The following is a 12,759-nucleotide window of genomic DNA, read 5'->3' as shown; positions in this document are numbered from 1 at the left end:
AGTCCTCAACTGAAGTTACCAAACACCCCACACGGCCAAGCCGAATCCGTCTCGGCGATCGTGCGGTGCGTCACTGACCGGCTTGAGCCATCCGTTGGCGGCCAAGGCGCGAGTCGAACCGTCCACTCTCTCGAAAAAGTACACGCTGCCCGCCGGGACCATCCGACGCACGGCCTTGGGGCCCGGTTGTTGCTTGGGAACGACGCGTCGGCGACCGTTTTCATCGGCGTGCGGCGCATAGGCCCAACCGGATATCGCGGCCCAGCGCGGCAGGCACACACCTCGCAACCGCAACGTGGGCCCGTCGCCCAGCGGTTTACCGGTGAGCGTTTCCGCGTCCAGCCAATCCGGCCGCCAGCCATGGTCGAATATGGCCGGCGTCGCCAGCACCATGCGCACGCGCTGCGCGTCGTCCAGGGCCGATTTCACGTTCTCGGGGCATCGCCATAGACCTTCGCCTTCACCGTCGTGCCGCCAATGCACCATCCGTCGTTCGCCGCCCAAGGGATACCAGTCGTCCAGCCCGATGATATGCTCCTCTAACTGGGCGGCGGACGTAACGCGCAGGGCGAGCGAAACCTCCGCAAATCGCTCGAACCAGCGGCCGCCCTTCCGGTCGTGGAGAGGCAAGCAGGAGAGATTAAGACCGATCGTGGAGTAGATCAGCGATTCCGCCGCCGCGCCGCGCTCGGCATCCAAACAGACGTGGTCGCGGGCATCCCGAATCGGCGACCCCAGAAACGGCGGGTCATGCCGGAACCAAGCTTCCGGGTAATGGTCTTGAGCAGAGGCCAGCCACTCGACCAATTTCGTCACCGGCCACCAGGCGGGCGGGGAATCGGGCTTGAAATCCTGGGCGGCCTGACGCTCGGTCAATCGTACCGGCCACAATGCGGCGTTCGGAAGATCGCACCCCTCTCCGTCTTCCAGCGGGACCGGCTGAACACGATGGAGACCTTTATCTGTTTCCCAAACGCAGTCGATCGGGGCAGGCAGATAGAGAATCCCCTGCACTGCCGGAAAGACGCCGGCCACTTCCACGCGGAGCAGTTCGACGGGGGTCTTTCTTGTGAAATCCATGCCGGCCGATTTCACCAAGGCTGTGCGAAACGAGCCGGCGATCGCGGAAGGCAAGGGCCAATCCAGGCTTCGCATGCGATTTCCCTGTCCCACACCGAAGGGACGGCCGTCGCGCGCGATGATCGGGTCACGCGCCGTCACTTTCACATAGTGGATACTCATTCATGCACCTCCTGAGCGTCGACGAGGGCGGAGGCGGACGCCGCTTGCTTCCAAGCCCGCGCCAATTGCCGAGCCACAAGCATGGTCTCCGCCAGTCGTTGCAGATCTGCCGCTTTCGTCAATTCAGCCGTTAAATCCGACAGGGCTGCACGGACTTCGCCCTGACCTCTGCTGGATTTCTTTTTCTCCAGAATCCGCAACACGTCCGCGCGCATGGCCGGCGTGACGGTGGCGGCGGGCCAGTCGGCGTACAGATCCGCCAGACGGCGAAGTTCGTACGGCAATCTCGAGGGAATTACTTCGGCGAGCATAAGATCGGCCAACCTTCGAACGCGGTCGTTCAAACCCTCGTGCCAGCGGGCCTGCGTACAAATGGGCGCCCCGCCGCGTTTATGCAGGTGAACCGCCAAGCCGTCGCGCTCGGGAGTCTTGGCCGCCTTTTCGGCCGCGCGACCGTATTCCAGCAAATCTTCCAGATTCTCCATGAAATGCCCCACGGCAATACCCACGGAAAGCGACACCCTCGGATAAGCTTTCAGGCATTCGAGAAACGCCGTTCGCAAGGCGGCCGCGCAGTCCAAACATTGATCGACGGGAAGAAACGCCAGAACGTCATCTCCACCCGCGTAAACCGCAACGCCGTAGTGTTCCCGGACGATGTCGTGGACCCTTTGAGCAAAATCCGCCAGCGAGGCCGAGAACTCTCGATGGGCATCGGGCGACTCCAATGCGGCGATCAACTCGCCCATCCGGTCGCCATCCGCAACCAAGACCGCTACATATGGCTCCGGCTCGGGGAGCTGCTCCAGGGTATCGGCCAAGCGGGCCACTTCTTGCTCGGAAACGGCGGCCTCTTGTTGAAACTCGTGGAACCGCGAACGATAGACTGCCGATCCCTCGAAGGGAAAACTTTCATACTGAGGAAAATCTTTAACGCTCAGACGATGCAGAACGTCGCCGGCAAGATTCTGGCACTCCGCGAGCAACCGCCGGAAGGCCGACTTGTGTCGGTTTCCGCGAACCCAGGGGTCGGCCGCCACGCGGGAAACGGATGGATAGGGCTTGTTTCCGCCCGCCACGCGTTTGACCACGCCCACCACATCCAATTGCTCGCCGTCGCGGAGCCGCAGGGAGCGGCGTTGCTTTTCGGGGATCCTCTCCACCCTCAAATCCTTCAGCACGCTTTCCCGTCGGCCGTCCAGCGACGACTTGGGCACGCCGGGCAATCCTTTGGCCGGTAAGAAGTCGCGGCAATTCTTGCGCCCGGCCAACAGACGCATGACCCGTGCCCGGTCCGTACGGTAGTCGCGCGAACGGGTCACCCAAGCGGCGTAGAACTCGATCACATCATCCGCTTGATCGTCCCAGATTTCCTTGCGGATGCTGTCCCGCACAGCAGCGTAAGCGTCATCGCAGAATTGCTTCCATGCTCTTTGGACGGCCTCCTTGGCCTGTGCGGCGATATTCGCTGGGTCGTTGTTGTCAGGAAGCTCGGCCAGAATCACGTTGGCGATGCTGGAGGCCGTGAGATCGGCCGGGAAAATGAGTTTGCCGCCGGCCGCCTCGACCGTTTGCGCAGCCGACCGGCTCAATTCCGACAGCAGGTAAGAACCGAACCACAGATCGCGCGTACGCCGCGCTGCGGCTATGAATTCCTGCACCGGACCGATGGAAAGCACGATCAGATGGCTCATGCTTGGATCTCCACAAAACCTTGCGAAACGGCGTACCGCAGGAATGCCTCCAACGCCGATCCGTAGCGCGAGCGTCCGTTCAAGGGTGAGTTCGCATAGACGGACAGTCGGGGGTCACGAATCAACGGCGGTTTTTCCAAGGAAAGTGATCGTTCGCCTTGACGCAAATCCACGCTCGTCAAGAACGGTGCGTCGAAACGCATCTTGAATAGCACGATAAGCGGCACAAAGTTTCCGTTGCCAAGGGCGGTCGCCTTGAGGATCAACGGGCTGGCCATGCGATCTCGCTTGATCCCGTCCTCGGCCGGCCCAGGGTAGAGCACGGTGTCGGGCGGATCGTCCCGGTCCTTGAAGTGAAAAACGATGGGCAAACCCAATTCGGCCCGCGGAAAACCGTTGGGCATCTTGTCGTCGGGCTTGTGTCGGCCCAGCCATTGACCGGTGATCCGACGAATGGTGTCCGGTTCCGGCCAACGGGATCGGCCGGGGCGGTTCGGTTGGTTTCCCTTGTTACGGCCGATACCCGGCCTTTGGCGAAAGTCACGAAGCAACTCCACCGCGGCCTTCCAAGCCTCGACCGCCTTACCATTCTCCGGACCCACGAGAATCGCTCCGGCAAGCGTCGGCCACTTGCGGCCCGGTGACGGGTCGCGCAGGAATGCCTGCAAGACCGAGGTCAGTTGACCGCGATCTTTGAGATCAAATTCCTGGCAGCGAATCGCACCGCAACCGCGGCGCGTGCGGCTCCCCAATCCGCCGAACAGAATCCAGGCTCGAATTGCCTCTTCCACTTCCGGCCACAACTTGTCGGGACAACGAACCTCCAATTGGAACGAGGCCTGATGGATGCAACTCGCCGGTTGCTTTTCGATTTTCCTTCGTTCGTCTGCAAGCTGTCCCTGAAAGGGGAACAACGCATAACTCAAAGAACCCGGAAAGGCGGACTCGTCCCATTTTGGCATGGAGCGATAACGCTTGGCGTCTCGCCGATCCGGTTCGAATTCGGCACAAGGCTTGGGGCTGGAAGCTTGCCACCCTACCACGCGGACCTCCACGGGACTCGCCCGTTCCGTGTCCCCCCAGACTTCGGACTGCCTCTTTCGCAGGTCTTCTTTCGAATCGCATCGGGCACCGGCGGTCGCTCGCCACCAAAACTGGAGTTGTCCCCGGATGCTTGTAGGGCGAAAGGGAAAGCTTTCGTCATTGACACCCGGCTCGACCCCTCCGCCGAAAAGCGGGGTGATCAGCTCGATCCGAAATCGTCGTCCTTGCGGGACGGTCGGTTTGCTCCAACCGGCAGGGAAGGCGGGTATTTCCAGCGGCATGATGATCTCTCCGGTACTTGTCCCTGTTCCTTCGTGCTGTTCGTTGATGAGGGCTGTCTTCTGGAACTACGACGTCGAGGGCCGAGGCGTAACAAAACGAACGGCAGCCTTTCCGCGAAAGGGTTGCGACATCGAGGACCGCATCGGCGCGTAGGAGAAACGCCGTGAGGGACGACGTCACGGGGAAAGGAAATCGAACACATCTTCCCCAAGAGTTCCGCCTTTCCGCGCGTTCGCGATAACCGAGAGCGGAGTCCACTTCCGCCACGAGGGAATCGCTTGGAGGAAGCCGCGCACCCCGGGATCGCGTGCGACCCAGCGTTGGATCGGTGACGCCGGGAACCGTCTCCTTTCCCACCGATCGGCGAGCTTACGCCGTGCGATCGTCGCCGGCGGATATCGAAGAATGCCCCCGCGAGTGCCTCCGCCACGCTCTGCTCCGCTTCCCAAAACGATTGCGACTTGGCGAGGGTGTGCTTGACGCCCCGAATGGCCCCACAATTTGACGATGTAGGAATCACTTCGGGCGAAGACGCCCGCGGTTTTGAGGAACAAGTGCCGCCGCGGCGGGATTGCTACAAAGCGCAGCCCTTTCGCCGCCGAACTCTGCCGCCTACCGCGCAAAGAGCGGCGTTGCCGACGACTCTTTGGGGTTCCGGGTTGATCAGGGGATGCGCCCTTGGGGAAATGGGGCCGATAGCGGTTAGACCGTTTCGGGGCGGGCAAGTACACTGAAAGGATTGCGACCGATTTGTCGGGGCTACTACCGGCGAGGGACACGGGTGCAGACGAGACGGATTGGGGAACGTCGGCGTACCCCACGGGCACGGAGTTTGCCCCAACGGAGTACCAAAACATGTCGCGGCATGCGTCCTCCCGGGAGTGACCATCGCACGGAACGTGACGAAAAGCTGCACCCGTCCGTGTTGGTCCGTCGAGACCTGCCTGGTATCCTGAAGAGTGTACGCTGGATGGTTTGGATGAGCGTGCCGATTGCTAGGATGGCTGTGATGCCGATTCTGCCCCGAGAACCGGATATTTTCCCGGAAAACCTCCTCGAGAACCCTGAGACCGCGGAAAAACCGTGGTGGGTAATTTACACGCTGGCGCGACGGGAAAAGGTCTTCTTTCGGAGGTTGCGGGAAATGGGCATCCGTCATTACTGCCCGTTGGTTCCGCACCGCGTGAAGCTGGGCGACGGTCGGATTCGCACTTCGTGGAACCCGCTTTTCGCGGGATACGTGTTCTTGCAAGGGGACGACGCCGATCGGCAAAAGGCGCTGACCACCAATTGCGTCTCGCGTTGCCTCGTCGTCCGCGACTCCGAGCAGTTGGTACTGGACCTGCGCAGAATCCGTCAGGCCATCGAGTCCGGGCTGCCGGTCACGCCGCAGGACAAATTGGAGCCGGGCGAACCGGTCCGCATTCGCAGCGGTCCCTTGGCCGGTCTGGAAGGCGTTATCGTCAACCGCCGCGGGAAACACCATCTCATTGTGATGGTCTCGTTCATCCAAAAAGGGGCGTCCGTCGAATTGGACGTCGTGGACGTGGAACCCCTTTGATGTGCCGCAGGCCTATGTCCCCTTCGCTACGCATGATCCGGAAAATGACGTCCTGCGACCGATCGGCCCCGGAGGCGGAGATGGACCGAGTCGTGCTTTGAGCGTGGTGCCGATCGCTTCCATTCTCTTCCACGCTTCGCCGAGCTTTCCTGCTCCGATCGCATCGCTCGTTCGTGGAAACGTACCGCCGTGCTCCCGCGGCAAGAGCGGCTTCGATCGAAATGTGAAGCCCTGCGGAGTTTAATTGTTTTGAGCAATTTATGGGTTGAATCGATAGTGAGCCAAGTTATCCTGAAGAATGGTACGTTTTCAGCCCTGATCCGGCCCTGAGATTGGCATGGGCGTTCGGACGGATGGAAAACGGCCGAGAGGTGTCGAAACCGGCGTCAGGGTCTTCCACCGCCGGTGTTCGGCGCTGAAGAAAGGACGGGGCAGGAATGAGGGGCCGCGACAGATTACGATTGTTACAACTTGGAGATGGCTGCGATGTTGCGGCGACTCGAGGAAGTCAAGGAGCTACCGCCCGTCTCGCCCTCCGCGCCGGTGATTCGGGAATCCGCCTTGGAGGCGTCCCCCGTTTCGCCTCCGCCGATACGGGTATCGACCTATTTCCGTTGGCAGCCGCTGCTCGGTTGGTTGATCGCGGCCGCCCTTACCCCGCTGGTCCTACCGGTGATCCTGCTGCTAGCGGCGCTGGTCCGGCTGACGAGCCGCGGCCCGGGGTTCTACGGACAGGTTCGCGTTGGAAAGGCCGGAAGGCACTTTCGGGTTTGGAAGCTGAGAACGATGCGGGCGGACGCGGAGTCGCAAACCGGGCCCGTCTGGACCGAGGAGAATGATCCGCGGATCACTCCGTTGGGCCGACTGCTTCGCAAACTGCACCTGGACGAACTTCCCCAGTTATACAACGTCCTGGCGGGACAAATGACGCTCATCGGCCCGCGACCCGAGCGGCCCGAGTTCACGCAATCCTTGGCCAGGCTGGTCCCCGGATATCTGGATCGTATCCAGGTTTTGCCGGGAATTACGGGGCTGTCTCAGATCAATCTTCCTCCCGACAGCGACCTGGATTCCGTTCGTCGCAAGCTGGTGTTGGATCGCGAATATATCGAGTCGGCCGATCTATGGCTCGACCTCCGGATCATGTTGTGCACGGCTCTCAAGATGCTTGGGTTGCCCGGGTTGACGGTCGCCAAATACTTGGGGTTGTTGCGGGGCTGCCGCATTCCGGCTTGGATGAAGGCGGGCGGCAACGCGGCACTCGAACCGGCCACTTACGGTCGTGCCGTCCGACGCCTGGAATCCGTGCCGGCGGGACTGGGCAACGGCCGTTCAAGGAACGGCAACGGCAAGCGACACGAAACCGGGATTGAGACGGCATCGGCCCGCGGGGCTTCCCGAAACAACAATGGTCGTCGCCGCCGACCTGCCCGCCCGAACGGTCGCAAACCGCGGTGACCTCCTCCGTGATCTTGCCGCCCGACGTTTTTTCCGTCGATGTCGAGGAGTATTTCCAGGTCTCGGGCTTCGAGAGGGCCTTGGCCAGATCGGATTGGGACACCATTCCCAGCCGGTTGGCCGATTGCCTAGCGCGAATCTTGGAACTCCTGGCAAGCCACGGCGTGCAGGCCACGTTCTTTATTTTGGGCTGGATCGCCGAGCGCCGGCCGCGATTGGTCGCCGAGATCGCCGCGGCCGGGCACGAGATCGCCTGCCACGGATACGATCACCGATTGATCTACCACATGCGGCCGAGCGAGTTTCGCGAAGACGTGCGGCGGGCCAAAACCGCCATCGAAGATGCGGGCGGCACGGCCGTGGCGAGCTATCGGGCACCCAGCTTTTCCGTAACGCGAGACTCCCTTTGGGCTTTGGATGTCTTGGCCGAACTAGGATTCCGCAATGATGCCAGCGTGTTTCCCATCCGGCACGATCGTTACGGGATCCCCGATGCCGAACCGGGACCGCACCAGGTGACGACGCCGTCGGGAACGATCCGCGAGTTTCCCGGCACCACGGTGCGCTGGGCGGGCTGCAATATCCCGCTTGGCGGCGGGGGTTATCTGCGGCTCTTTCCTTGGGCCTTGACGCAGCGTCTGATGCATCGGGTTCACGCGCGACATGGTCGTCCGTGCATGGTCTACGTCCATCCCTGGGAGGTCGATCCGGATCAACCGGAGGTGAAGGGCGCCTCGTGGTCGGCCCGACGCCGTCACCGCATAGGTCTGCGGACGACGGAAGGAAAGCTCCGGCGGATGCTGGCCCGCTTCCGCTTCACGCGACTCGACCGCTGCTTGGACGCCTTGTCGCTTCCCCGCGTGGAATGGGATCGCTATGCGTCGTGCAGGCATGGGCGAGTAAAAAAGGGGACGACGGAAACGTGAGCCGACCGACGGCCGTTCCCAGAATCTTGTTCCTGGCGCACCGTACGCCGTATCCCCCGAACCGCGGCCATCGCATCCGTTCTTACAACGTGATCAAGTACCTGTCGCGGTTCGCCCTGGTCGATACCGCCTTCTTGGCCGATGAGCCTGTTACCGGGAGTACTTTGCACGGCTTGGAGGAATTATGCGATACGGTGATCGCCGTACCCGTTGACAAACGCCGGCGATGGTTGCGGGGGCTGTGTTCGTTGGCCGCGGGACGCTCGGCGACGGAAGGTCTGTTCTATTCGCCGCGATTGCGGCGGGAAATCGCCGTGCTCCGCTCGAAGCGGATCTACGATTGGGTCATCGCTTATTGTTCGAGCATGGCACAGTATCTCGATGACGCGGGCTGTCCGCCGCAGCGTTGCATCGTGGACCTGGTCGATGTGGACAGCCAGAAGCTTTTCGACTATGCGTCTTGGGCCCGCTGGCCGGCACGCGCGTTGTACCGGCTGGAGGGGCGGCGCTTGCGAAAGCTGGAGTGCTCGCTCGCACGCAGGGTCCGCTGGCTCACGCTGGTCAGCGAGGCGGAGTGCCGCGTGTATCGGCGCTTCTGTCCGGCCGAAAACGTGGCCGCCGTCGAAAACGGCGTGGACGGCGATTACTTCCATCCGCAGGCCGTCCCTTCCGAAGGCGAGCAACCGCGGACGGATTTCTCCCCGGACGTATCTTCCGGTTCGCGCTGCGTTTTTACCGGGGCGTTAGACTACCATGCGAATGCGGACGGTCTGATCTGGTTTCTGACGGAAGTATGGCCGAACGTACGAGCGCGCCGCCCGGATGCCGTTTTCCACATCGTCGGCGGCGGGGCGGGCGGACCGCTCCGCGAGGCCGCCGAGAAGGCGGGCGCCACGCTGACGGGAGACGTGCCGGACGTCCGGCCGTACCTGGCCCGGGCGGTGGTGGTCGCGCCTCTACGAATCGCGCGGGGCATCCAAAACAAGGTGCTCGAGGGCATGGCCATGGCTCGGCCCGTCGTTGCCTCACCCCAAGCCCTGGAGGGCCTGGACGTCTCCCCCGGCGAAGACGTCGTGGAGGCGAAGACGCCTTCGGAGTGGGTAGCGGCCCTCGAACGTCTGTGGAATTCACCCGCGGAGCGGCGACGCATGGGCGATCGTGCCCGCCGCTTGGTCGAAGCCCGCTACACGTGGACGGCCCGCCTTCAGCCCCTGTTGTCGCTGCTCGCTCTGACAGAAACGAAGCAACGGTCCTCGATCGCGAGTGAACGGATATGATGCCGCCCGAGGAAGGCTGTCCCTTTTGCGGAGCCGCGATGGCAGGAGAAACGGAGGCGGAACGCCGAGCATGGCTCTCGGCCTTGCGCCGGCGATTGGGTATCGCCCGCCTGCCGCCCGAATTGCTCCTTTCCGTGGTGGTACCCGTGTATAACGAAGAGGCCACCATCGACGAGATCCTGCGGCGCATTACCGAGACGCCCGTCAACAAGGAAGTCCTGGTGGTCAACGACGGCAGCAGCGACGGAACCGCGGACAAACTGCAACGCTGGAAAGATCACCCCCAGGTCCGCATCTTCGAGCATTCCCGCAATCGAGGCAAAGGAGCGGCCCTGCGAACGGCCTTCGCCGAGGTACGCGGCGACGTCGTCGTCATCCAGGACGCCGACCTGGAATACGATCCCTCCGAGTATTCGGCTTTACTGCAACCGATCGTGGACGGCGAGGCGGATGTGGTCTATGGTTCGCGATTCGTCTCCGAGGGACCGCACCGCGTACTCTATTTCTGGCACTATGTCGCCAATCGTATCATCACCACGCTCTCCAACATGTTCACGGATTTGAATCTCACCGACGTGGAAACCTGCCATAAGGCGTTTCGCCGCGAGGTCGTCGAGGCGATTCGCGACACGCTCAAGGAAGATCGCTTCGGCATCGAGATCGAGTTGACGGCCAAGGTGGCCAAACGGGGATACCGCATTTTCGAAACCGGCGTGAGGTATTACGGGCGGACCTATCAGCAGGGAAAGAAGATCGGCTTCCGCGACGCCCTGCAAGCCTTGTGGTGCATCGTGCGCTATCGTATTGCGAATTGAGCGCGGCCTTCCATGCGCGGCCTGATTTATGTTTACGTTCTGACCTACCTCGGCGCCGTGGTTGCGCTTTTTTATCCCTTAGTGGGACTATTTATCTATATCCACTATGCGATTATCAAGCCGGAATCGTTGTGGTATTGGTCGGTCGGGGCGCAGGGGCCGGGACGCTACAGCTTCATCGTCGCCGTGGGCATGCTCATCGGCTGGGCCATTCGCGGCCTGGGCGATTGGCGGTTGGGGCGCGGCGGAGCCTCGGCCGCCTTCTTGCTGGGCTTTCTGGCTTGGGTGTCCCTTGGTTATTTCTTCTGTCGCTATCCGCTCTTGGCTCGCGAGTATATCGTTTCCTTGGCGAAAATCGTGCTCCCTTTTTTGGTCGGCATGAGTATGCTGAATCGCCGCGCACAAATTCGGCAATTGGCCTGGGTGATCGTCTTGAGTCAAGGATTCTTGGCTTTGGATTTCAATCGCAGCTACTATCAGGGATATAATCGCGTAGTGCTGGAGGCTTACGGCGGATTCGACAACAATTGTATCGCTGCGGCGATGGTGATCGGCGTCATCCTCGCGCTCTTCCTGGCGATTGCCGAGTCGCGGTGGTCCCTGCGATTGGTATGCTTCGCCGCGGCGGCCTTGATGGCCAATACGATCATGTTTTCCTTCTCCCGCGGCGGACAACTGGGGTTGATCGCGGGCGGAATCACCGGCTTTATCCTCATTCCCAAGCACCCCAAGTATTACCTGGTATTCCTCCTAGCGGCCATCCTGGCCTTCCGCTTGGCGGGGCCGGAAGTGCGCCAACGCTTCATGACCATCTTCGTCGATCCCGAACAACGCGACCGATCGGCTGAGAGCCGCATGGATCAGTGGCGAGCCTGCATCCGGACCATGCGCGATCACCCCTTCCTGGGAGTCGGCGCGAATCATTGGCCCCTCCAATCGGAAGCCATGGGGCTGCCCAAGATGCAAGCGCATTCCTTATGGTTTCAAACCGGCGCGGAGATGGGTATCCCGGGATTGCTGCTTCTGAGCGGATTCTACGCCGTGACGATCTGGCGGTTGTTGGCGCTTTTGCGGCGAGATTCGCCGGCGGGTGACTGGGATCGCGCCATGGCCCGAGGCGTCATTGCGGCCTTGGTGGGCTTCGCCGTCTCCGTTAGTTTCATCAGCGTGGTGTGGCTAGAGTTACCATATTACACCGTGTTATTGGGCGCGGTGCTGCTGCGGGTGAACTCCGTCTCCGCCGACGAAGAAGCGGCGGTGGAGCCGGACCCGGCGGTGGAAGCCGAGATTCCCATCGCCTCTCAGCCGGCGTAACATCCGCCCGCGATGCGGGAATCCGCTTCATCCCCTCCGGCAAAGGCATCAAGATGATCCGTACGGCTGAATCGGGTTGACGGGACTTTGGAAAGAGGACGCGTGACGACGATCGAACATCGAGTGCCGCAAGGCCATTTGCCGGCCGCGGAAGAGGCGAGTATTGAAAGCTCCTCCGGGGGAGAAACCGCCGAACCTGCCGTGCAGGTGTGGACGTCCGCGCAGGGCGGCGATCCCTGGCGGGAAATGATCCGCGAACTGGTGGATTTCCGCGAGTTGCTTTGGCGGATGGTCTGGCGCGATATTCGCATCCGCTATAAACAGGCCGTGATGGGGTTGGGCTGGGCCTTGCTGATGCCGCTGATGATCGTCGCCGCCGGGTGCCTGGTGAAGCTGGCGCTGGCTTATGCGGGCGGCAACTCGGTGGATTTGCCCCGCGTGGCAGGCATGTCCGTCAAGGCGCTGGGTTGGGCCTTCTTCGCCGGGGCCTTGGGATTCGCCGCCAACAGCCTCACCGGCAACATGCAGCTTGTCACGAAAGTCTATTTCCCGCGCGAGGTCTTCCCCCTTTCCGCCGTCATCACCCAGGCGGTGGATATGCTGCTGGGAGCGGCTTTTCTCTCCCTGCTCCTTTTCTTTTTCGCGGGGACGGTTTGGACTTGGAACGTGCTTTGGGCCGTGCCGCTGACGCTCGTTCTGGTGCTCTTGACCGCGGCGGCCTCGTTGATTCTCAGTTGCGGCAATGTCTTCTATCGTGACGTGAAGTATATCGTGCAAGTGATTTTGACCTTCGGCATCTTTTTTACGCCCGTCTTCTATGAACCTGAGGTCTTCGGCCCGCACGGCGCGATTCTCATGATGCTCAATCCCCTTTCTCCGGTACTGGAAGGCCTGCGGCTGGCGGTCATCGAAGGCCACAATCTCCTGGAACCCCTGAGTTGGACGGATCGCGCGGGAGCGGCCATCGCCGTGTGGCGGCCGTGGTATGCGGCATACAGCGCCCTCTGGGCGGTTGTGGGTTTTCTCGGCGCCTGGCGGCTGTTTCACAAATTGGAATTCCTCTTCGCGGAGTACATTTAGCGCGGCGGAGGCCCGGTCCACCGATTGCGCCGCGTGGCGAATCCTTCATCCCGATCGGGGCGAGGC

Annotated in this window: 10 protein-coding genes; 7 read left to right on the top strand and 3 right to left on the bottom strand. The window is 61.8% G+C overall.

What is annotated here, in order from left to right; all coding sequences use genetic code 11:
- Nucleotides 1–15: 15 nt before the first annotated feature.
- Genes ACZ5B4_RS00205 through cmr1 form a run of 3 tightly spaced genes read right to left on the bottom strand, consistent with a single transcriptional unit; the run spans nt 16 to nt 4,261 of the window.
- On the bottom strand, nt 16–1,242 hold the full coding sequence (locus tag ACZ5B4_RS00205; protein WP_464912421.1) for a type III-B CRISPR module-associated Cmr3 family protein: 1,227 nt from the start codon (nt 1,240–1,242) through the stop codon (nt 16–18).
- The gene (gene cas10 / locus ACZ5B4_RS00200) at nt 1,239–2,936 is read right to left on the bottom strand and encodes a type III-B CRISPR-associated protein Cas10/Cmr2 (RefSeq protein ID WP_464912420.1); all 1,698 of its coding nucleotides are present in this window, start codon (nt 2,934–2,936) and stop codon (nt 1,239–1,241) included. The genes ACZ5B4_RS00205 and cas10 overlap by 4 nt, the downstream gene beginning before the upstream one ends.
- The gene (cmr1, locus tag ACZ5B4_RS00195; RefSeq protein ID WP_464912419.1) at nt 2,933–4,261 is read right to left on the bottom strand and encodes a type III-B CRISPR module RAMP protein Cmr1; all 1,329 of its coding nucleotides are present in this window, start codon (nt 4,259–4,261) and stop codon (nt 2,933–2,935) included. The genes cas10 and cmr1 overlap by 4 nt, the downstream gene beginning before the upstream one ends.
- Before the next feature lie 1,010 nt (nt 4,262–5,271).
- Here cmr1 and nusG point away from each other — a divergent pair.
- The 7 genes from nusG (at nt 5,272) to ACZ5B4_RS00160 (ending at nt 12,693) form a co-directional block, all read left to right on the top strand.
- Nucleotides 5,272–5,823: a transcription termination/antitermination protein NusG gene (gene nusG / locus ACZ5B4_RS00190; protein ID WP_464912418.1), complete on the top strand. Its 552-nt coding sequence runs from the start codon at nt 5,272–5,274 to the stop codon at nt 5,821–5,823.
- A gap of 486 nt (nt 5,824–6,309) precedes the next feature.
- On the top strand, nt 6,310–7,281 hold the full coding sequence (locus ACZ5B4_RS00185; protein WP_464912417.1) for a sugar transferase: 972 nt from the start codon (nt 6,310–6,312) through the stop codon (nt 7,279–7,281).
- Between the two features lie 8 nt (nt 7,282–7,289).
- Nucleotides 7,290–8,207: an XrtA system polysaccharide deacetylase gene (locus ACZ5B4_RS00180; protein WP_464912416.1), complete on the top strand. Its 918-nt coding sequence runs from the start codon at nt 7,290–7,292 to the stop codon at nt 8,205–8,207.
- Nucleotides 8,204–9,484 carry a TIGR03087 family PEP-CTERM/XrtA system glycosyltransferase gene (locus tag ACZ5B4_RS00175; RefSeq protein ID WP_464912415.1) on the top strand — a complete coding sequence of 427 codons (1,281 nt, stop codon included), beginning with the start codon at nt 8,204–8,206 and terminating at the stop codon, nt 9,482–9,484. The genes ACZ5B4_RS00180 and ACZ5B4_RS00175 overlap by 4 nt, the downstream gene beginning before the upstream one ends.
- Before the next feature lie 38 nt (nt 9,485–9,522).
- Complete coding sequence (locus ACZ5B4_RS00170) at nt 9,523–10,299, top strand: glycosyltransferase family 2 protein (RefSeq protein ID WP_464912414.1); 777 nt, start codon at nt 9,523–9,525, stop codon at nt 10,297–10,299.
- Nucleotides 10,300–10,311: 12 nt separating this feature from the next.
- Nucleotides 10,312–11,613, top strand: a complete 1,302-nt coding sequence (locus ACZ5B4_RS00165; protein WP_464912413.1) for an O-antigen ligase family protein — start codon at nt 10,312–10,314, stop codon at nt 11,611–11,613.
- Nucleotides 11,614–11,715: 102 nt separating this feature from the next.
- The gene (locus tag ACZ5B4_RS00160) at nt 11,716–12,693 is read left to right on the top strand and encodes an ABC transporter permease (protein WP_464912412.1); all 978 of its coding nucleotides are present in this window, start codon (nt 11,716–11,718) and stop codon (nt 12,691–12,693) included.
- The last annotated feature ends 66 nt before the right edge of the window (nt 12,694–12,759 follow it).

The sequence above is a fragment of the Thermogutta hypogea genome (assembly GCF_055386265.1).
The sequence above is the reverse complement of the archived record's forward strand: the minus strand, read 5'-3'. Positions and strand labels throughout refer to the sequence as shown.

What these genes read in the sequence shown, in the direction of transcription:
- ACZ5B4_RS00205 (WP_464912421.1), bottom strand. Translation starts at nt 1,242, where the DNA reads ATGAGTATCCACTATGTGAAAGTGACGGCGCGTGACCCGATCATCGCG.
- cas10 (WP_464912420.1), bottom strand. Translation starts at nt 2,936, where the DNA reads ATGAGCCATCTGATCGTGCTTTCCATCGGTCCGGTGCAGGAATTCATA.
- cmr1 (WP_464912419.1), bottom strand. Translation starts at nt 4,261, where the DNA reads ATGCCGCTGGAAATACCCGCCTTCCCTGCCGGTTGGAGCAAACCGACC.
- nusG (WP_464912418.1), top strand. Translation starts at nt 5,272, where the DNA reads ATGCCGATTCTGCCCCGAGAACCGGATATTTTCCCGGAAAACCTCCTC.
- ACZ5B4_RS00185 (WP_464912417.1), top strand. Translation starts at nt 6,310, where the DNA reads ATGTTGCGGCGACTCGAGGAAGTCAAGGAGCTACCGCCCGTCTCGCCC.
- ACZ5B4_RS00170 (WP_464912414.1), top strand. Translation starts at nt 9,523, where the DNA reads ATGGCAGGAGAAACGGAGGCGGAACGCCGAGCATGGCTCTCGGCCTTG.
- ACZ5B4_RS00165 (WP_464912413.1), top strand. Translation starts at nt 10,312, where the DNA reads ATGCGCGGCCTGATTTATGTTTACGTTCTGACCTACCTCGGCGCCGTG.